Here is a 20,170-nt window from a genome sequence, read left to right as displayed (position 1 = left end):
ATGGGCAACAAGATCGTCACCGAAGCGGACCGCCGCGCCACCCCCCGGGCACCCGCCCCGAAGGGCGTCACCCAGACCGCCGGCCACGGCCAGAAGGTCAGCCTGGAGCGTGGCAAGCACACGCGCAGCAAGAAGAACCCCGGCAAGCGCCCGCACAAGGGCGGCTGAGCCAGGGCTGACCGCGAATCGCCGCCCCAGGGCGGCGTTTTGCATTGAGGCCCCCGGAAACCGCGCGCCATGCTGAGACTGACGGAACTGCGCCTGCCGCTGGACCACGCGGAGGACGCATTGCGCCCGGCCATCGTGCGCAAGCTGGGCATCGCCGACGCCGACCTGCTGTCCTTCACCGTCTACAAGCGCGCCTACGACGCCCGCAAGAAGGCGGCCATCGTCCTGACCTACTCGGTGGACGTGCAAGTGCGTGACGAGCCGGCAGTGCTGGCCGCAAAACACGGCGACCCGCACGTGCGGCCGGCGCCGGACATGCAGTACCGCTTCGTCGGCCATGCGCCGGCGGACTTCCACGCGCAGGGCCGGCCGCGGCCGCTGGTGGTGGGCTTCGGTCCGTGCGGCATCTTCGCGGCCCTGGTGCTGGCGCAGATGGGGCTGCGGCCGATCGTGCTGGAGCGGGGCAAGCAGGTGCGCGAGCGCACCCAGGACACCTGGGGCCTGTGGCGCAAGGGGGTGCTGGACCCGCAGTCCAACGTGCAGTTCGGCGAAGGCGGCGCCGGCACCTTCAGCGACGGCAAGCTGTGGAGCCAGATCAGCGATCCGCGCCACCTGACGCGCAAGGTGCTGGACGAGTTCGTGAAAGCCGGCGCCCCGGAAGAGATCCTCTTCGTCAGCAAGCCCCACATCGGCACCTTCCGGCTGGTCGGCGTGGTGGAGAAAATGCGCGCGGAAATCGAGGCGCTGGGCGGCGAGGTCCGTTTCGGCCAGCAGGTCACCGACGTGCTGCTCGAGCCGCAGGGGGAGGCCCATGCCATGCGCGGCGTGACGCTGGCGTCCGGCGAGCAACTGCGCGCGGACCATGTCGTGCTGGCGCTGGGCCACAGCGCGCGGGACACTTTCCGGATGCTGCACGAGCGCGGCGTCTCCATGGAGGCGAAGCCGTTCTCCGTGGGCTTTCGCATCGAGCATCCGCAGGGGGTGATCGATCGCGCGCGCTTCGGGCCGAATGCGGGCAACGCGATCCTGGGCGCCGCCGATTACAAGCTGGTGCACCACGCGAAGAACGGGCGCAGTGTCTACAGCTTCTGCATGTGTCCCGGCGGCACGGTGGTGGCCGCGACTTCGGAGCCGGAGCGCGTGGTCACCAACGGGATGAGCCAGTACTCGCGCAACGAACGCAACGCGAATGCCGGCATCGTGGTCGGCATTTCGCCGCAGGACTACCGGCAGGACGGCCGGTCCGAGGGGCCGGTGAATCCGCTCGACGGCATGGCCTTCCAGCGCATCTGGGAGTCCCGTGCCTACGCATTGGGCGGCGGCGGCTACGTCGCGCCGGGCCAGCTGGTCGGCGATTTCGTCAAGCGCCAGCCAAGCTCTGCGCTGGGCAGCGTGCAGCCGTCGTACAAGCCCGGCGTGCGGATGACGGACCTGGCGCAGCCGGGCGCCGAGAGCCTGCCGGTGTATGTGCTGGATGCGATCCGGGAGGCGCTGCCCGCGTTCGAGCGGCAGATCGCGGGCTTCTCGATGCCGGACGCGGTGCTGACCGGCGTGGAGACGCGCACGTCGTCACCGCTGCGCATCACGCGCAACCGCGCGCACGAGAGCCTGAACGTGCGCGGGTTGTACCCGGCCGGAGAAGGGGCCGGCTACGCGGGCGGGATCATGTCCGCCGGCGTCGACGGCATTGAGGTGGCCGAGTCGGTGGCGCGGGCGATGCTCGGCGTTTCGTGATTCGCGTTGCCGGGGTGCCCTGCGGGCAACCCGGCCTACGGGCGACCCGGCCTGCGACCGCTTCCCCGTAGGCCGGGTTTCGCGCAGCGAACCCCGGCGTCAAGCCGTTACAGCCAACCCTCTTTCTCGAGCGCCCGCAACACAGTATCCGCCAGCAGGCGATGGCCCAGCGGCGTCGGATGGAAGCCGTCGGAGAACGCATAGGTCTGCCACCAGCCCGCCGCAGCGCCGGCCGGGCGGTTGGCCTCCAGGGCGGTGGTCGTGCACAGGCGCACGTCGTTGATGCCCGCCACGGTGCAGGCCGAGTCCCTGACGTTCGTCACGCCGTACTTGGCCGGGTTGTTCACTTCGTCGGTGAAGTCGGCATTGAAGTCGACCAGCACGATGCGCGTGTCGCTGCGGAGGTTGTTGGACAGCCGGGTGTTGAAGCTGCCGATCCACTGGCGGATCACCGCCTGCAGCTGCGCCGCTGCCTGGCCGCCGGCCGTGCCGCCGCCGTTGGCTTGCGAGACCTGGGCCAGCACCGCCTGGAAGCGCGGTGTCAGGGTGATGTCGGGCATGTTCAGCACTGCGACGTGGACGGCGCCCTTGGCAATCACGTTGGTATTGATCGCATTGGCGAACGTGTCCGCCAGGTTGGTCATGTACCGGCTGCCGGCAACCACGGCGCCGTCCGGCTGTGCGAGCATCGCGTCCAGCGTGACGCGGTCGACCTGCTGCAGCAGGAAAGCCTCGTAGACCGCGGCACCGGCCGCGTCCGTGGCGCCGAGGAACGCAGTCACCAGGTCCGCCGCGTCGTTGCCGCCGCCGTCGACCACCACCAGGTCCTTGGGACCATAGTTGCCGACCACGCTGGCGGCCGTCGCCAGCTGGAATGGAATGGAAAACGGACTGGCGGCGCCGCCCTGCGCAGCTGTATTGACGATGCGGCCGCCGCCGACGGCGTAGTTGGTGCAGCCGGCCTGCGCGTTCTGCACGAAGGTCGTGCCGTTGTAGGCGAAGTAATTGCACTGCGCGTTGACGTCGAACTCCTGCGCCACCAGTTCCGTGAAGATGGGGAAGCCGGCCGCGGGCGCCGCCGAGTTCTGCACGGTGAACTTGTATCCGAAGGTGCCCGCGTCGGCCAGGCTGTCACCCGCCACGACCACACGGGTGACCTCGATGCGGTCGTCGAAGAAATTGCTGCCGCCGCCACATGCCGTGATCAGCGCTGCTGCCAGCGATGCAAGCGCGGCGAGGTGGAGTCTCCGGGTGTATTTCATGAGGGTCCCTGCAAAAAAGAACGAACGTTCGCCTGGAACCTCAAGCATAGCGCGCCAGCGTTTTCCGTTCCTCAGGATTTACAACATCAGGCCCCCCGGCCGGTTCCCTTCGTACGCGTCCTGCAACAACTGCCGGATGGCAGCGCGCTCCAGCGGGCGCGGATTCGGATACTGGTTCTGCATCGCGATGTCGCAGGCACGATCGAGGTCCGCCGCCTGCATGCCGATGTCGCGCAACGCCACCGGCGCCCCGTTGTTCCGCGCCAGGTCGAACACGGACTGCGCGGCGCTGCCGCCTGCGAGCGCCCGGGCGATCCGCGCCATGGCCTGCGGCGCGGCGCTGGCGTTGTACGCCAGCGCATGCGGCAGGACGATGGTGTGCGTTTCCGCGTGAGGCAGATTGAAGCTGCCGCCCAGGGTATGGCACAGCTTGTGGTGCAGCGCCATGCCTACGTTGCCCAGCACCACCCCGCACAACCAGGCGCCGTACAACGCCTCGCTGCGCGCCCCGACGTCCGCCGCGTCCGCCCGGATCGCGGGCAAGGCGCGGCCCAGCGCGGCGATGCCCTCCTGCGCCATCAAGTCCATGATCGGATTGGCGTCCACCGAATACAGCCCCTCGGCGGCGTGGGCGATGGCGTTGATGCCGCTGGTGACGGACAGGCCCACGGGCAGGCTCAGCGTGAGCTCGGGGTCGTAGATCACGGTTCGCGGCAGCACCCGGGCGTCGCGGCCGGTCTTCTTCATCCCGCCTTCGGTGATGCCGTAGATCGGCGTCATCTCGCTGCCCGCGTACGTGGTGGGGATGGCGAGGATCGGCAGGCCCGAATCGAGGGCGATGGCCTTGCCGAGGCCGGTGGTGGAGCCGCCGCCCACGGCGACCGCGCAATCGGCACCCAGCTTGCGTGCGACCTCGCGCGCTTGCCTCGCCGTTTCGATCGGCACGTGCATCACGGCGCGGGCGAAGATGCCGGCGGCCCGGTCGCCGAGCATCTGCGCGATGCGCTCGGCCGAGCCGCGCTGCTCCGGCGTGGACAGGACCAGCGCACGACGCGCCCCGAGCGCCTCGATTTCCTTTCCGAGTTGCGCGATCGAGCCCGGGCCGAACACCACGCGGCCGGGCTGGCCGTTGTAGACGAACCCCCTCATCTCACCTCATTGCGCCTTGAGGTTCGCGGTCTTCGCGATCAGGGCAGCCGACTCCATCTCCGTGCGGATGAAGGCATTGAAGGCGGCGGGCTCCAGGGTGAAGGGCTCGGCTCCGAGCTTCGCCATCCGCTCCTTCACGTCGGGCGTCGCCAGCGCCTTCACCACTTCCTCGTTCAGGCGCCTGACCACGGCGGCCGGCGTGGCGGACGGCACGATCATGCCGACCCACAGCATGTAGTCGGATCCGGGCACGCCCGCCTCCACCGTCGTCGGCACGTTGGGCAGGCTCGGCGAACGCTGCGCCGGGCTGACGGCCAGCGCCTGCAACCTGCCATCCTTGATCAGCGGCAGCGCGGCCGCCAACGGCGCGAAGCACCAGTCGTTGCGGCCGCCGATCACGTCCGTCATCGCCTCCGGCGTGCCCTTGAACGGGACGTGCTGCACGTCGATGCCGGCCTTCAGCTTGAACTTCTCGGCATTCATGTGCGTCGCGCTGCCGGTGCCGGCGGACGCGTAGTTCATCTGGCCCGGCTTGGCCTTCGCCGCCGCCAGCATGTCGCCCAGGGTTTTCCAGCCGCGCTCGGGCGACACCACCAGCACGTTGGGCACCGCTGCCAGCGGCGTGACGCCGCTCAGGTCCTTGAGCGTGTCGTACGGCAGGCTGGGATAGATCGCGGGGTTGAGGACGTGGCCGGACGAAACGATGAGCACGGTGTAGCCATCCGGTTCGCTCTTGGCGACCTGCCCCGCGCCGATGGTGCCGCCGGCGCCGGGACGGTTCTCGATGATGACCGGCTGCCCGAGTCCCTTGCTCATGGCCTCGGAGACCGTGCGGGCCATGATGTCCGTGATGCTGCCGGCCGTGAAGGGCACGATCAGCTTCACGGGCTTGCTCGGCCACGCGGATTGTGCAAGGGCGCCGCCGGCGATCAGCGTGGCGGCAACGACGGTGAGGATGCGTTTCATGTCTTGTCTCCTGTTGGCATGCTGGGCGGAACCGCTGCGACCTGTCAGGACTGCAAGCCGTCGTTGACTTCGACGTTCTCGGGCTTGAGCTCCAGGCCCGCATCGCGCGCGGTCTCCTGCAGCAGCACGGCGAAGTCGATGTGGTCGTGGCCGCGGCCCACCATGCGGGCGACGGATTCACGCGTGGCCGCGGCGGCGGGCATGGCCACGCCGTAGGCCTTGGCGGCGCCCATGCCGAGGTCCATGTCCTTGAGCAGGAGCTTGGGCGTGAAGGTCACCTGGTCGAAGGTGAGGTTGGTCAGCGTCGGCGACTTGTAGCGCGTGTACATGGAGCCGAGGACCGAGTCGTTGATGCTCTCCAGGAACAGGTGGCGCGGGATGCCGGCCTTTTCGGCCAGCACCGTGATTTCGCACAGGTTCTGGATGACGACGCCGAACATGGTGTTGTGGGCGATCTTCCAGATGCGGGCGAGCTCGCCCTCGCCCACCCACATGGCCTTGCGGCCCATCGCGGCCAGGTAGGGGTGCGCCTTATCGTACAGCGTGCGCGGTCCCGACGCGACGATCAGGAGCTTGCCGGCCTTGGCCACCTTGGCGTTGCCGGAGACGGGCGCGCAGAGGTAGGCGACGCCCATCGCTTCGAGCCGTGTGCGGATTTCCGCGGAGCCTTCCTGCGAGATCGAGGAGCTGTCCACCACCACCCGCGGCTTCTGCGCGCCGGTGACCAGGCCGCCCTCGCCGAACAGCACCTCCTTCAGGTCGTCCGTGGTGGAAACCATCGTGAAGACCACCTCGCAGGCGGCCAGGTCCGTCTTGTGCGCGGCGATCGCGGCGCCGTATTCGGCCAGCGGATCGGCCTTGCTGCGCGTGCGGTTCCACACGCTGACGCCGTGGCCGGCCTTCAGCAGGCGCTTGACCATCGCCTCGCCCATGCGGCCCAGGCCGATCCATCCAATCCCGTTTGCCATCGCCTTCGTCTCCTCTGTCGCCTTGGCGCAGTGTCTTGCGCCCGCTGGCCGCTGGCAAGTGTGGCGCCGGAATTCAGTTTCCCGCGCCTTGGAAGGTCGGGCTACTCCGCCTTCACCCCGCGCTCCTTGACGACCTTGGTGTAGCGCTTGATGTCTTCGGCAACGATCTTGTCCAGCTCTTCGCCGGTGCCGGGCTGGAGGCGGCCAGCCTGGGATTCGACGCGCTCACGCACCGCGGGCTGCTTCAGCGCCTCCAGCATGGCGTCGTTCAGGGCCTTCACGATGTGCGGCGGCGTGGCGCGGGGCACGAAGATGCCCATCCACGAATCCATGTCGTAGCCGGGGAAGCCGCTCTCGGCGATGGTGGGCACGTTGGGCAGCAGCGGCGAGCGCTCCGCCGAGGTGAGCGCGATCGCCTTGAGCTTGCCCGACTTGATGTGCGGCAACAGGCCGGTGAGCGTGGACAGGATGTAGGGCACCTGGCCGCCGATCACGTCGGTGATGGCCGGGCCCGCGCCCTTGTAGGGGACGTGGGTGAACTCCGTGCCGGAAATCAGCTCCAGGTAAGCCGCGGCGAAGTGGCCCGGCGAGCCGGTGCCGCCATTGGCATACACGCGCTGCTTCGGGTCGGCCTTGCCACCCAGCTGCAGGAACTCCTGGATCGTGTTCGCCTTGGCCTGCGGGTGCGCGGCGAAGGCCTGCGGCAGGCTGCCGATCAGCGTGACCCCACGGAAATCGCGTTCGGTGTCATAGGGCAGCTTGGGGTACAGCGCCTGGTTGATCGAGTGGTTGTTCAAGGTGAAGAGCACCGTGTAACCATCCGGTGCCGCCTTGGCCACGTGGTCCGCCGCGAGCGTTCCGCCGGCGCCGGCGCGGTTCTCGACGATCACCGTCTGCTTGAGCACCTCTCCCATGCGCGTGTTCAGCGCGCGCGCGATGGCATCGGTGCCGCCGCCAGGTGCGAAACCGACAATGAGGCGGACCGGTCCCTTGGTGGGAAAGTCCTGTGCGAAGGCACCGGCCCCGCAGGCCAGCCCCGCCACCACGAACGCCGCACAGGCCGTGCGCCGCAGCACACCGGCCGCCTTGATCTTCGATTCCATGGGCTTGTCTCCTTTGGGATGTTGAACAGCTGCGGAAAGCCTAGCGACCGCGGAATTGCGGCGCCCTCTTCTCCGCGAACGCCTTTTCCGCTTCCCTGTGGTCTTCGGTGAACCACAAGCGGCTGAATGCTTCCCGGGCGCCGGCGCGGGCGGCCGGATCGCCCGAGGCGCCGTCGCGCAGGACGTCCTTGATCGCGGCAAGCGAGAGCGGCGCCACTTCGGCAACGGTGTCCGCCAGCGCCAGCGCGGCGGTCAGGGCCTGCCCATCGGGCGCGACCTCGTCGACCAGCCCCTGCGCAAGCGCTTCCCGGGCATTGATGCGCAGGCCGGAGAACAGCAGCAGCGCGGCGCGGGAGCGACCCACGGTGCGCACCAGGCGCTGCGCGCCGTCCCAGCCCGGGATCAGCCCCAGCCGCGACTGCGGAAAACCGATCTGCGCCGACTCCTGTGCGACCCGCAGGTCGCAGGCGAGCGACAGCTCCGCGCCGCCGCCCACCGCATACCCGTTGATGGCGGCGATCACCGCGCAAGGCAGGCGCTCGAGCCTGTCGCACACCTCGCGCATCAGGCCGAACACCCGCTCCAGCTCCGCGGCCGACTCGAGCTTGGCGTAGGCCTTGACGTCGCCGCCGGTGCAGAAGAAGCGCTCGCCGCTACCGGTGATGACGATGGCGCGCAGGCTCGCATCGCCCTCGCACTGGTCCAGTTGCTCCAGCAGCGCCTGGGCCAGGTGGCGATCGATCGCGTTGCCGGCGTCGGGCCGGTTCAGCCGCAGCACCAAGGTGGCGCCGCGCCGCTCGGCGAGCAGGATCGCATCAGGCATCGCGCTGCACCAGGTGCATCAGGATGCCGCCGGTGGCGTGGGGATGCGCGAAGCCGATCCGCGCGCGACGCGAGCCGGGCCGGCCGCGCGTGTCGATCATCGGCAGGCCCGCGCGCGCCATGCCGGCCAGCGTGGCATCGATGTCCTTGGCCTTCAGCGCCATGTGATGCAGGCCGCGGCCGCGCGACTGGACGAAGCGCGTGATCGCGCCCTGGTCCTGCTTGGTGCTGCCCGAGCGCCCGTGTTCGACCTGCGCGCCGTCATCGGGGTCGAAGTTGGCCAGGAACTCCAGCTCGCAGTCGCCCACCGTGATGAAGGCCACGCGCAGCCCGCCCACCGGCTGCGGCGGGCGGTTGTGATAGACGACGCCGTACTTGTCGGAGGTGAAGCTCTCCACCGCCATGCTCACTTCCATGTCGGTCTGGCGGCTTTCCACTTCGAAGCCGAGCTTGCGCGAGAAGACGCGCTCGTCTTCCGCAACGTCGGCGCTGGCGACCCCCAGGTGGTCGATGCGCTCGATCACCTCGCCGGCCTGGCGGGGCAGGTCCAGGCCGTCGGTGAGGCGCACGCGCACGCCGACGGTGGCCTGCCGGTCCAGCGCGACGGTCTTGCGGCCGCCGAGCCCCGGGTTCGCGCCCGCGGCGGCGATGCCCACCTCGGCGGCATGCCGCACCGCCCGCTCGACGTCGTCGACGCCCAGCGCGATGTGGTGCACGCCCGGCGTGGCGTCGCCGTCGATCATCGGATGCCCGAGGGGGAACACCGCGAGCGCGCTGCGGCCGAGCGCGAAGACCGGCACGGCGGTGCCGGCCGCATCGAGAAGATCGGTGCGCGGCAGCTTCAGGTGTTGCTGCAACACCAGGGCCGTGGCGGCGGGGTCTTTCGAGGCCAGCGCCACGTAGGCGATTTGCGATGCGAGCATTGGGGGTCCTATTTCTTTTCTGACTGGATCGTGCCGCTTGCTTCCAGCGCGGCGATGCGGTCCTGGCCGAGGCCGAAGCCGGCCAGCACTTCGTGGGTGTCCGCGCCCAGCACGGGCGGCGCGGTGCGCACGGAATTGCCGCGCAGCGCGTCCATCAGGATGGGATTGGCGATCAGGCGCAGCAGGCCCAGCGTGGGATGCTCCACTTCCTGCACCAGGCCGGTCTGCCGCACGTGCTGGTCCTCGAACACCTGGTCCATCGTGAAGATCGGGCCGGCGGGCAGGCCCAGCGCGATCAGCTTCTCGGCCCAATGCATCTTGCCGGCGGCGGCGAATTTTTCATTGAGGCGCGCCTTCACCTGCTCGCGGTTGCGGCTGCGGCCGGTGTTGTCGCGGTATTCGGGGTGCGCAATCCAGTCTTCGATCCCGAGCAGGCGGCAAAGGCGCGCCCACATGTCGTCACTGGTGGCCGCCATGTTGAAGGGGCCGTCCTGGGCCTGGAACACGCCGTAGGGACAGATCACCGGATGGTCGTTGCCGGCCACGCCGGGCGTTTCGCCCAGGCTCAGGTGGCGCTGGCCCTGCACGGTGAGCATGCCGATCAGGCCCGCCAGCAGCGAGGTCTCCACCAGTTGCCCCTTGCCGGAGGCTTGCCGCGCGATCACGGCACCGAGCACCCCCATGGCGCCCCACATGCCGCCGACCACGTCGCCGATCGGGATGCCCACGCGCGTGGGCCCGGTCTCGCGCTGGCCCGTCAGGCTCATCAGGCCCGACATGCCTTGCGCGATCTGGTCCACCGCGGGCCAGGCGCCGTAGGGTCCGGTGCTGCCGAAGCCGGTGATGGAAGCGAAGATCAGGCGCGGGTTGTCGCGGGCCAGGGTGGCGTAGTCCAGGCCCATCTCGCCCATGGCTCCGGGCTTGAAGTTCTCGACCACGATGTCGACCTGCCGCGCCATCTCGCGCAGCAACGCGAGGCCCGCAGGATCGCGGAAGTTCACCACCATGCTTTTCTTGTTGCGGTGGATGCTCAGGTAATAGACGCTGACGCCGTCCTGGAACGGGCCCCAGCCGCGGATCATCTCGCCTCCGGGCGCGGGCTCGACCTTGATCACCTCGGCGCCGAGGTCCGCGAGGATCATGGCGCAGTAGGGCCCGGCCAGCGCGCGGGAGAGGTCGAGCACGCGCAGTCCCGCCAGCGGGAGCGCGTTGGTCTGTGGGTCTTGTTGCATTCGGTCCTTCAGACCGCCACGGCGCGGGCCGGCTTCGGCTGCGCCTTCCGATAGCGCAGCACCAGTGCCTCGATGTGGCTCTCGGCGAGCGCGGCCGCGGCCACCGGGTCGCGCCCCGCGATCGCCTTGAGCACGCCGGCATGTTCCTCGTTGGAGCGCTTGGGGGATTCGGCCACGGCGGCCAGCACCATCTGGTAACGGCGGAACCGCACCTTGATCTGCGCGTACGCCCGCGCCAGGGTCCGGTTGCCCGCAGCATCCACCAGCAGGTCGTGGAACGCGGCGCTGGCACGGTAGTAGGTGACGGTGTCCTCGTCGCGGATCGCGACGGTCATCCGCGCGACCAGTTGCTCCAGTTGCGAAAGCTGGTCGGCGGAGGCCCGCCAGGCGGCAAGCGCCGCGGCCCTCGACTCGAGCATGGCGCGGACCTCGAACAGTTCTTCCAGCTCCTCCTGCGAGGTGCCGCTGACTTCCGCGCCGCGATGCGGCGACAGCGTGACGAGGCCTTCCGAACTGAGGATGCGGAACGCTTCGCGCAAAGGGACGCGGCTGACCTGCAGGGTGGTCGCCAGCTCCTGCTCCACTAGCCGGCGGCCCGGCGGCAGCGCGCCGTTGGCGATCTCTTCACGCAGGTGGTCAGCCAGCAGTTCGGGCAGCAAGGCCGCCTTGCGGAACGCGGCGGGAGCGGAAAGGCCGGAGGGTGTCGACGCCATGTCGACACTTTAGACTTTTATACAATCCTACAAACTAGGGAAAACGCCAGCACCTCCGCCCCGCCCGCCCCGGGACGGAGAGGGAGCAAGTCACGTCACACCCGCTCGAGGATCACAGCGATGCCCTGCCCCACGCCGATGCACATCGTGCACAGGGCGTAGCGCCCGCCGCTGCGATGCAGCTGGTTGACGGCGGTCGTGGCCAACCGCGCTCCCGAAGAACCGAGGGGATGGCCCAGCGCGATGGCGCCGCCGTTGGGGTTGACGCGCGGGTCGTCGTCCCGCAATCCCAGCATGCGCAGCACCGCCAGGCCCTGCGCGGCGAACGCCTCGTTGAGCTCGATCACGTCGATCTGCTCCAGCTTGATGCCGGTGAGCGCCAGCACCTTCTGCGTCGCCGGCGCGGGGCCGATGCCCATCACGCGCGGCGGCACGCCGGCCGTGGCCAGGCCGACCACGCGGGCGCGCGGCGTCAGGCCGTTGCGCGCGGCGGTGGCTTCGTCGGCCAGCAGCAGCGCGCAGGAGCCATCGTTCACGCCGCTGGCATTGCCGGCGGTCACGGTGCCGTCCGGCCGCACCACGCCCTTGAGCTTGGCCAGCGACTCCAGCGAGGTCTCGCGCGGATGCTCGTCCTTGCTGACGACGATCGCCTCGCCCTTCTTCTGCGGGATCGTCACCGGCGTGATCTCGGCGTCGAAGAAGCCGGACTTCTGCGCCGCCACCGCCTTGAGTTGCGAGGCCAGCGCCATGCGGTCCTGCGCTTCGCGCCCGATCTTGTACTCGGTGGCCACGTTCTCCGCGGTCTCGGGCATGGAGTCCACGCCGTACATCTCCTTCATCAGCTTGTTGACGAAACGCCAGCCGATGGTGGTGTCGTACACCGCGTTGGTCCGGGAGAACGCGCTGTCGGCCTTGGGCATGACGAAGGGCGCGCGGCTCATGCTCTCCACGCCGCCGGCGATCATCAGCGTGGCTTCGCCTGACTTGATCGCCCGCGCGGCCGTCCCCACCGCGTCCAGGCCGGAACCGCACAACCGGTTGATCGTGGCGCCGGGCACGTCGATGGGCAGGCCGGCCAGCAGCGAGGCCATGTGCGCGACGTTGCGGTTGTCCTCGCCCGCCTGGTTGGCGCAGCCGTACAGAACGTCGGTCACCGCCTGCCAATCCACCTTGGGATTGCGCGCCATCAGGGCCTTCAGCGGGATGGCGCCGAGGTCGTCGGTCCGGATGGAGGACAGGGCGCCGCCGTAGCGGCCGAAGGGTGTGCGTACTGCGTCGCAGATGAATGCTTGCTTGGTCATGTTCTTTCTCCTTGGGCCAGCTCGCGCAGCCGTTGGTCCTGGCGTTTGACCAGGAAGGCGATGTCGTCGACATCCTGCGGCGACAACCTGGGGCCGGGCTTGCGGATGAAGGCGGAGGCGATGACGCCGCGCTGCTGGAACAGGAGCTTGCGCACGGCCAGGCCGATGCCGGCCTGCTGCTCATACCGCGCCAGCGGCAGGTAGGCATCGAACAAGTCGTGGGCGCGTCCGCGATCGCCGCGTGCGTGCGCCGCCACCACGTCGACCATCATCTCGGGATAGGCGAAGCCGGTCATGGCGCCGTCAGCGCCGCGCGTCATCTCCTCCGGCAGGAACAGGCCGCCGCCGTTGCCGGTGAGGATGGACACCCGCTTGACGTCGCCCTTGTCGCTGGCCGCGCGGATGGCGGACAGCTTGGCGAGGCCGGGCCAGTCCTCGTGCTTGAGCATCACGCAGGTGGGCGAGTTCTTCAGGATGCGCAGGATGACGGACGTCGACATCTGCACGGTGGTGGACACCGGGTGGTCCTGCAGCACCCAGGGCACCTGCGGTCCCAGCGTCTCGTTGACCATGTCGAAGTACTGCACGATCTGGTCGTCGGTGCGCACGCTGGGCGGCGGTGCGACCATGACGCCGGATGCGCCGAGCTCCATCACCGACTGCGTCAGTTCCTTCATGGCGGCGAAGCCGGGCGCCGAGGCGCCCACCACCACCGGCACCTTGCCGCCGACGCGCGCCAGCACTTGCCGCACGAAGGCGCGCGACTCCTCCATGGTGAGCTTGGTCGCCTCGCCCATGATGCCGAGCACGGTGAGGCCGGTCACGCCCTTCTCGAGGCAGAAGTCCACCATGCGGTCGGTGCTGGCCAGGTCCAGCGCGCCGCCGTCCGTGAACGGCGTGACGGTGATGAGGTAGACGCCCTTGGCGGATGCGTCGAGTTGATTCATGGCGGACTCCGTTTCGTCGTCCCCGCGAAGGGTATTGTTACGCAGGCACGGGCCTTGGCCTGAGCACCTGCATGGCCAACGCGGCCACCACCAACGCGATGCCCACGAGGTCGGCCATCCACGCCGGATAGGCCAGCAGGAATCCAGCGACCAGCAGGAGTGCGCGTTCGATCCAGTTCGTCTTGCGCAACGCCCAGCCCTGGAATCCGGCTGCCAGCGCCGCGATGCCGAGGGCGGCGGTGAAGGTGACCTCCGCGATCGACCACCAGTTGGCGTTGGCCAGCGCCTTGGTCGAGCCCATCAGCAGCAGGCCCTGCCCGCTGGGGTCGAGCACGAACACGAAGGGCAGCAGGAACGCCGGCACCGTGTACTTCCAGCACTGCAGCGTGGTCTTGTACGGGTCGCCGCCGGTGATGGCCGCGGCTGCGAAGGGCGACAGCGCCGTCGGTGGCGACACCTCCGACAGCACCGCGTAATAGAAGATGAACATGTGCGCGGCGAAGTCCGGCACGCCCAGCTTCATCAGCGCCGGCGCCGCGATCACCGCGCAGATGATGTACGAGGCCGTCACCGGCACCGCCAGCCCGACGATCCACACCACCAGCGCGGTGAAGATCGCGGTGAGCAGCAAGTTGCCGCCGGCGTAGTCGATCACGATCGAGCTGAACTTCAGGCCCAGGCCGGTGAGCGTGACGACGCCCACGATGATGCCGGCGCCGGCGCAGGTGGCCGCCACGTTCAGCACGCCGACCGATCCACCTTCCATCGCCTTGAGCAGCGGCGCGCCGCGGAGCTTGCGCCAGAAACCGCCGCCGGAGAACAGGTCGTAGGGGATCAGCGAGGTGTCGCGCCGCAGCAGGCTGGTGCCCAGCGACACCAGCGTGGCGTAGAACACCGACATCACCGGCGAGAAGCCCAACATCATGAAGGCCACGATGGAGACCAGCGAGAGGAAGTGGAACCAGTACTTGCGCGTCAGGTTCCAGACCGAATCGACCTTCTCGAAGACGGCTTCGTGCATGCCGTACTTGCGCGCATCGATCTCCACCATCAGGAACAGCGCGAAGTAGAACAGCACCGTCGGGATGACGGCCATCAGCAGCACGTCGAGGTACGAGATCTTCAGGAACTCCGCGATCAGGAAGGCCGCGGCGCCCAGCACGGGCGGCGAGATGATGGCGCCCAGCCCGCCGGCGGCGAGCAGGCCGCCCGCCGCGTTCTTTTCGTAGCCCACCTTCTGCAGCATCGGGTACGCCACGGACCCGAGCGTGACCGTGGTCGCCACGCCGGAGCCGGAGGGCCCGCCGAGCAAGAAGGACGCGAGCACCACGGTGCGGCCGGCGCCCGTCGGTTTGCCGCCCATGGCGGAGAACGAGAAGTCGAGATAGAACTTGCCGGCGCCCGAATACTGCAGGAAGGCGCCGAAGATGGTGAACAGGATGATGAGCGAGGACGATACGTCCAGCGCCACGCCGAAGATCCCCTCCAGCGTCATGTACATCACGCCGACCAGGCGGCCCACCTCGTAGCCCTTGTGCGTCCAGGGCGAGGGCAGCCAGGGCCCCGCCAGCGCGTAGCCGAGGAAGGCCAGGCAGATCACCGGCATGATCCAGCCGGACGTGCGCCGCATCGCCTCCAGCACCAGCACGATCAGCGCGATGCCGAAGAAGATGTCCCACGGCAGCGGCGTCGTGTTGCGGTCGGTGAGGTCGTCGCCGCCCACGAGCAGGTACCAGGTGACGGCGATCGCCAGACCAGCGGCCAGCCAGTCCCACCACATGATGCGGTGGCGAAAGCGCCGGGCCACCGGGAACACCAGGAAGCACAGGAAGAGGACGAACGCCAGGTGCACGGCGCGCAGGGTCTGCGCCTGCACGATCGCGTACGCGGAGTACAGGTGGTACACGGACATGCCCACGGCCGCCAGCATGACGAAGGTGCCGAGCCAGCCTTTCAGCTTGTTGGCGGCGCCCTCCTCCTGTTCGATGTACGACTCGGCCTTCTGCAGCGCCGCCGCGTCGATCTGGGCGCTCAGCTCGGCCCGTTCGGCCGGATGGTCATTGCCGCTCATTGGGCATCAGTTCAGCTTGATGCCCTTTTCCGCGAAGTACTTGACGGCGCCGGGGTGGAAGGGGATCGGCGTGGCTTCCTTCTTCTGGTTCTCCAGCTTGAAGTTGATCGCTTCCTTGTGCACCGCCACCAGGTCGTCCTTCTTCTCGAAGATGGTCTTGACGATGTTGTACGCCGTCTTGTCGTCCATGTTCTGGTGCGCCACCAGGATGTTCATGACGGTGGCCTGCTTGTTGTCGGCGTCCATGCCCTTGTAGACGTCTTTGCCGATCGTGTCCTGCACGTACAGGTTGCCGTACTTCTTGTTCATGGCGGCCACCACTTCGGAGTGGTCGATCATCTTGAGCTTGGTGCCGGGCGTGTTGGCCAGGTCGGACACCGCGGCGGTGGGCAGGCCGCCGACCCAGAAGAACGCGTCGATCTTGCCGTCCTTCAATGCATTGACGGACTCGGCGACGCCCAGGCGCTCGCGCTTGAGGTCCTTGTCCTTGTCCATGCCGGCCGCCTCGATGATGCGGAAGGCCATCACCTCGGTGGCGCTGCCGGGCGAGCCGGTGGAGACGCGCTTGCCCTTCAGGTCCGCCAGCTTGGCGACGCCCTTGCCCTCGATGCTGACCACGTGCATGCGGTTCGGGTACAGCACGGCCAGCGTGCGCACCGGGACCTTGTTGCCCTTGAACTTGTCCTCGCCCTCGTACGCGTCGAGCGCGGCGTCGGTCATGCTGAACGCGACGTAGGGCTTGCCGGTGCCGACGAGCTTGAGGTTGTCGACCGAGCCGCCGGTGACTTCGGCGGTGGCCGACATGCCGGGCACGTACTTCGACAGGGCCGCGGCCAGGCCGCCGCCCATGGGGTAGTACACCCCGCCGGTGCCGCCGGTGGCGATGGAGATGTTCTGGGCGTGCGCCGCGACGGCGAGGCCGAGCGAGGCGATCAAGCCGAGCAGGAGGGTCTTGGTGGACTTCATGGATTTGTCTCCGGAATGGAAAAGCGGTCGGGGCATGCCGGCCGCGGGTCGCTCATTCTGGCAGTGCGGGGGGCGCAGTCGTCTGCGGGCTTTCCAGCATCCCGGCAGCGCCGCGCAGCAGCGTGCTAACCTTTGCGCATGTTCAATCCGTCCCAGGACGAGGTGCGCCGTTTCTTCTGTGGCGTGCACGACAAGGCGCGGTCCGGGCAGATGCTCGACGCCCTGGAAACGCTGGCCAGCGAGTGGCTCAAGGAGCACCGGGAGTACGACCCGGACCTGGCCGATGCGCAAGCCGCGGTGGCCCGTGTATATGACGGTTCGGGCGGCACGGCCAATCCCTTCCTCCACCTGTCCATGCACCTGTCGATCAGCGAGCAGTGCTCCATCGACCAGCCGCGCGGCATCCGCCAGGCCGTCGAGCTGCTGGCGGCTCGACGCAGTTCGCTCCACGACGCGCACCATGAGGCGATGGAGTGCCTGGGACAGATGCTGTGGGAGAGCCAGCGCTCCGGGCGGCCGCCAGATGGGCAGGCGTACGTGGAGTGCGTGCAGCGGCGCGCCACGATGTAAATGGAAACGGCCCCAAAGGGCCGTTTCCACCGAAGTCCAAGGCCTCGCCAGAGGCCTTGTTTTGTCCGTCAATGCGAGTGGAACCGCGGCTCCGGCACGGTCTGCATCTCGCTGTCCAGCGAGCCCACGTAGTTCGCCAGCGCCTTCAGTTCGGCGTTGGAGAACTGCTTGGCGATCGCGCCCATCACGCCGTTGTTGCGGCCGGAAGTCGTGTTGTTTTCGGTCTTGTACGCCTTCAGCGCCACGAACAGGTATTCGGAATACTGGCCGGCGATCTTCGGATAGCTCGGGTCGATCGGCTTGGACATGTTCGCGCCGTGGCAGGAGGCGCAGGCCGCCTTCTGCAGCAGGGCGGCGACTTGCGCGCTCGGCTCGCGGCTGGGCTTCTCGGGGGCGGCCTTGCGGCTTTCGCGGCCGAGGTTCTCGTAGTACGCGGAAATGTCGGCCACGTCCTTGTCCGTCAGCGTCTCGGCGATGCTGCGCATCGTCGGGTGCTTGCGGTCCCCCGCCTTGTACGCGTTCAGGGCCGCGGCAATGTACTTGGCGCTCTGGCCGGCGATCTTGGGCACCCGGTAGACCTCCGGGAAGCTCGACTTGTAGCCCACGATGCCGTGGCAGCCGACGCACATGGCCACCTTGGCTTCGAGCGACTTCGGGCTGGTCGGGCCGGCGGCCGGCGTGGCGGGCGCCACGTTGGTGGCCTGGGCCGGCGCGGTGGCGGGCTGGGCCCACGCCAGGCTGGTCGCGCAAGCGACAGAGACGGCGAAAAGCGTGTTCAACAACTTGTTCATTTTGCGCGCACAATCTGACGAGGTCAGTTTCTTTCGATCAACCTGCGATTATATGGGGCGCCCCCGGGCCCCCCATTTCCGCACCCCCACCCCCATGAAGTTCCAAGGCTCCCAGAACTACGTCGCCACGCAGGACCTGATGCTCGCGGTGAACGCCGCCATCACCCTCCAACGCCCGCTGCTGGTCAAGGGCGAACCCGGCACCGGCAAGACCATGCTGGCCGAAGAGGTGGCGCAGGCACTCGGCATGCCGCTGCTGCAGTGGCACATCAAGTCGACCACCAAGGCGCAGCAGGGCCTGTACGAATACGACGCGGTGAGCCGCCTGCGCGACTCGCAGCTCGGCGACGAGAAGGTCCGGGACATCCACAACTACATCGTCAAGGGCGTGTTGTGGCAGGCCTTCACCACCGACCAGCCCGTGGCATTGCTGATCGACGAGATCGACAAGGCCGACATCGAATTCCCCAACGACCTGCTGCGCGAGCTGGACCGCATGGAGTTCTATGTCTACGAGACGCGCGAGCTGGTCAAGGCGCGGCACCGCCCGCTGGTGTTCATCACCTCGAACAACGAGAAGGAACTGCCGGACGCCTTCCTGCGCCGCTGCTTCTTCCACTACATCAAGTTTCCCGACGCCGACACGATGCACAGGATCGTGGACGTGCACTTCCCGGGCCTCAAGAAGGAGCTGCTGACCGCGGCGATGAAGACCTTCTACGACGTGCGCAACCTGCCGGGCCTGAAGAAGAAGCCCAGCACGTCGGAGCTGCTGGACTGGCTCAAGCTGCTGGTGGCCGAGGACATCCCGGTCGAGGCGTTGCAAAGCAAGGACGACAAGGTCGCCGTGCCGCCGCTGGTGGGCGCCCTGCTGAAGAACGAACAGGACGTGACCCTGTTCGAGAAGCTCGTCTTCATGCAGCGGCACAACCGCTGAAGCCATGAAGGGCCCGGCGCGCCTGCTGCTCCCTGCCGCCTTGCTGGCGGCCATCGGCGCGCATGCGCAAGTCCCCCCGCCGGCGCCTGCCGCTTCGGCGCCGGCGCCTGCTGCCTCGGCGCCGTCGTCCGAACTGCGCCAGCTCTGCGCCGCCCTGCCCGAGACGCCCACCGACGGCCGCGGCCTCGCGCAGCGGGCGCAATGCGTCCTCACCGGCATCACGCCCAGCACCCGGCGCTTTGCCGAAGCCCGCGAACTGGCTGCCAAGGCCATGGAGCAGGGCGAGCCCACCGGCGGCTTCGCGCTCTACCTGGCGTTCGCCAACGACCCGGCCAACATGTACCGCCGCGACGGCAAGGCCGACCTCGAGGCCTATCGCAAGCTCGGCGAGCGGCCCCTGTCGGATCGGGCCGAACAGGTGGCCGCCATCGAAGGGCTGGCGTTCGCGGCGGGAAAGAACCACCCCGGCGCCGGCGTGCTGCTGGCGAGCTATTTCTACGAGACCGTCGCGCCGCAGAACGTGATGCGGGTGCGCGCCATGACAGGGCTGCTGCTGCGCAACGGCGCGCGCAATGCGCCCCTGGAAAAGATGCAGCGCGAAGCCGCCGTGATAGAGAAGACCGCGCCCGCGACCAAGGCGTCCGTGCGCTCCTTCCTGGACGCCTACCTGCCCGCGACCACCGCGGCCTTGCAAGGCCATGCGGTGCAGACCGCGGGCACCTGCGACAAGGCCACGCTCAAGTCCGTCAGCGCGTCCGACATCCGCAACGCCGAATACCTGCCGCTGACCGGCAAGATGGTCGAGAAGACCTACCTGGTCAAGGGCGAGTGGATGGAGTTCTGGACCTTCGACGCCTGCGGCGAGGACGTCCCCGTGAAAGTCGGCTTCATCGCCGACGGCTGGGGCGGCGCTGGCATCACGGCGGCGCACAACAAGGGACAGTGAGCGGCCATGCACAAGCCCGAGCCCGTGACCCTCTCGTGCGCAGCCCTCCGGCTGGAGCCCATGACCGCCGGCCACGTCGCCGGTCTCGAGGCTGCGGCGCGCGACGGCGAACTGTGGAACCTGCGCGTGACCTCGGTGCCGGCGCCCGGCGAGACGGCTGCCTATGTGGCTGCCGCCCTGAAAGGCCAGGCCGACGGCCACATGCTGCCCTTCGTCGTCATCGAGGCGGGCAGCGGCCGCGTGATAGGCTCCAGCCGCTACCACGACATCGTGCCGGCGGTGGAACGGCTGGAGATCGGCTACACCTGGTACGGCCGCAGCTGGCAGCGCACCCACGTCAACACCACCGCCAAGCTGCTGCTGATGCAGCATGCCTTCGAGACGCTCAGCGCGAAACTGGTGGGCTGGCGCACCGACAACTTCAACCACGCGAGCCAGCGCGCCATCGAGCGGCTGGGCGCGCGCAAGGACGGAGTGCTGCGCCACCACGCGCTGCGGCGCGACGGCACGGTGCGCGACACGGTGATGTACAGCCTGGCGGCCGGCGAATGGCCGGAGGTGAAGGCGCAGCTGCAGTACCAGCTGGCGCGTGAACGCTGAG

At 68.5% G+C, this 20,170-nt stretch carries 20 protein-coding genes; 6 read left to right on the top strand and 14 right to left on the bottom strand.

Annotated features, from left to right (window positions below; genetic code table 11):
• Entirely contained in the window at positions 1-168 is a 168-nt protein-coding gene (locus tag WG902_RS07065) for a hypothetical protein (RefSeq protein WP_340059239.1), read from the top strand.
• Between the two features lie 69 nt (positions 169-237).
• Positions 238-1,902 (top strand): NAD(P)/FAD-dependent oxidoreductase, encoded by a 1,665-nt coding sequence (locus WG902_RS07060; RefSeq protein ID WP_340059238.1) that lies wholly within the window; start codon positions 238-240, stop codon positions 1,900-1,902.
• Between the two features lie 107 nt (positions 1,903-2,009).
• Here WG902_RS07060 and WG902_RS07055 read toward each other — a convergent pair whose 3' ends face one another.
• From WG902_RS07055 to WG902_RS06995, 13 genes are all read right to left on the bottom strand, one after another.
• Positions 2,010-3,164: an SGNH/GDSL hydrolase family protein gene (locus WG902_RS07055; RefSeq protein WP_340059237.1), complete on the bottom strand. Its 1,155-nt coding sequence runs from the start codon at positions 3,162-3,164 to the stop codon at positions 2,010-2,012.
• A gap of 78 nt (positions 3,165-3,242) precedes the next feature.
• Complete coding sequence (locus WG902_RS07050) at positions 3,243-4,313, bottom strand: maleylacetate reductase (protein ID WP_340059236.1); 1,071 nt, start codon at positions 4,311-4,313, stop codon at positions 3,243-3,245.
• 6 nt (positions 4,314-4,319) lie between these two features.
• The gene (locus WG902_RS07045; protein WP_340059235.1) at positions 4,320-5,279 is read right to left on the bottom strand and encodes a Bug family tripartite tricarboxylate transporter substrate binding protein; all 960 of its coding nucleotides are present in this window, start codon (positions 5,277-5,279) and stop codon (positions 4,320-4,322) included.
• Between the two features lie 44 nt (positions 5,280-5,323).
• The gene (locus WG902_RS07040; protein ID WP_340059457.1) at positions 5,324-6,463 is read right to left on the bottom strand and encodes an NAD(P)-dependent oxidoreductase; all 1,140 of its coding nucleotides are present in this window, start codon (positions 6,461-6,463) and stop codon (positions 5,324-5,326) included.
• Positions 6,349-7,350, bottom strand: coding sequence for a Bug family tripartite tricarboxylate transporter substrate binding protein (locus tag WG902_RS07035; protein WP_340059234.1), 1,002 nt, complete (start codon positions 7,348-7,350; stop codon positions 6,349-6,351). Before WG902_RS07035 ends, WG902_RS07040 begins: the two co-directional genes overlap by 115 nt.
• Positions 7,351-7,390: 40 nt before the next feature.
• Positions 7,391-8,173 (bottom strand): enoyl-CoA hydratase/isomerase family protein, encoded by a 783-nt coding sequence (locus WG902_RS07030; protein ID WP_340059233.1) that lies wholly within the window; start codon positions 8,171-8,173, stop codon positions 7,391-7,393.
• Complete coding sequence (locus WG902_RS07025) at positions 8,166-9,095, bottom strand: VOC family protein (RefSeq protein WP_340059232.1); 930 nt, start codon at positions 9,093-9,095, stop codon at positions 8,166-8,168. The genes WG902_RS07030 and WG902_RS07025 overlap by 8 nt, the downstream gene beginning before the upstream one ends.
• Positions 9,096-9,103: 8 nt before the next feature.
• Complete coding sequence (locus WG902_RS07020) at positions 9,104-10,327, bottom strand: CaiB/BaiF CoA transferase family protein (RefSeq protein WP_340059231.1); 1,224 nt, start codon at positions 10,325-10,327, stop codon at positions 9,104-9,106.
• An 8-nt stretch (positions 10,328-10,335) separates the two neighbouring features.
• Complete coding sequence (locus WG902_RS07015; protein ID WP_340059230.1) at positions 10,336-11,040, bottom strand: GntR family transcriptional regulator; 705 nt, start codon at positions 11,038-11,040, stop codon at positions 10,336-10,338.
• Between the two features lie 95 nt (positions 11,041-11,135).
• Entirely contained in the window at positions 11,136-12,341 is a 1,206-nt protein-coding gene (pcaF, locus tag WG902_RS07010) for a 3-oxoadipyl-CoA thiolase (protein WP_340059229.1), read from the bottom strand.
• On the bottom strand, positions 12,338-13,288 hold the full coding sequence (locus WG902_RS07005; RefSeq protein ID WP_340059228.1) for a dihydrodipicolinate synthase family protein: 951 nt from the start codon (positions 13,286-13,288) through the stop codon (positions 12,338-12,340). The genes pcaF and WG902_RS07005 overlap by 4 nt, the downstream gene beginning before the upstream one ends.
• Positions 13,289-13,325: 37 nt before the next feature.
• A complete protein-coding gene (locus tag WG902_RS07000; protein ID WP_340059227.1) occupies positions 13,326-15,359 on the bottom strand; it encodes a TRAP transporter permease in 2,034 nt (677 codons plus the stop codon).
• Between the two features lie 6 nt (positions 15,360-15,365).
• Positions 15,366-16,325 carry a TAXI family TRAP transporter solute-binding subunit gene (locus tag WG902_RS06995; RefSeq protein ID WP_340059226.1) on the bottom strand — a complete coding sequence of 320 codons (960 nt, stop codon included), beginning with the start codon at positions 16,323-16,325 and terminating at the stop codon, positions 15,366-15,368.
• 138 nt (positions 16,326-16,463) lie between these two features.
• Here WG902_RS06995 and WG902_RS06990 point away from each other — a divergent pair, with 138 nt between their 5' ends.
• Positions 16,464-16,895, top strand: coding sequence for a DUF1841 family protein (locus WG902_RS06990; protein WP_340059225.1), 432 nt, complete (start codon positions 16,464-16,466; stop codon positions 16,893-16,895).
• A gap of 68 nt (positions 16,896-16,963) precedes the next feature.
• On the opposite strand, the gene WG902_RS06985 is transcribed toward WG902_RS06990, so the two are convergent.
• Positions 16,964-17,686 (bottom strand): c-type cytochrome, encoded by a 723-nt coding sequence (locus WG902_RS06985; protein WP_340059224.1) that lies wholly within the window; start codon positions 17,684-17,686, stop codon positions 16,964-16,966.
• A 94-nt stretch (positions 17,687-17,780) separates the two neighbouring features.
• Between WG902_RS06985 and WG902_RS06980 the strand changes: the two genes are divergently transcribed.
• From WG902_RS06980 to WG902_RS06970, 3 genes are read left to right on the top strand one after another with little or no spacing between them, the layout of a single operon-like run.
• A complete protein-coding gene (locus WG902_RS06980) occupies positions 17,781-18,623 on the top strand; it encodes an AAA family ATPase (protein ID WP_340059223.1) in 843 nt (280 codons plus the stop codon).
• 4 nt (positions 18,624-18,627) lie between these two features.
• Positions 18,628-19,569 (top strand): hypothetical protein, encoded by a 942-nt coding sequence (locus WG902_RS06975; RefSeq protein WP_340059222.1) that lies wholly within the window; start codon positions 18,628-18,630, stop codon positions 19,567-19,569.
• A gap of 6 nt (positions 19,570-19,575) precedes the next feature.
• Positions 19,576-20,169, top strand: a complete 594-nt coding sequence (locus tag WG902_RS06970; RefSeq protein WP_340059221.1) for a GNAT family N-acetyltransferase — start codon at positions 19,576-19,578, stop codon at positions 20,167-20,169.
• The last annotated feature ends 1 nt before the right edge of the window (position 20,170 follow it).

The sequence above is a fragment of the Ramlibacter sp. PS3R-8 genome (genome assembly GCF_037572435.1).
Taxonomy (GTDB): Bacteria; Pseudomonadota; Gammaproteobacteria; order Burkholderiales; family Burkholderiaceae_C; genus Ramlibacter.
The sequence above is the reverse complement of the archived record's forward strand: the minus strand, read 5'-3'. Positions and strand labels throughout refer to the sequence as shown.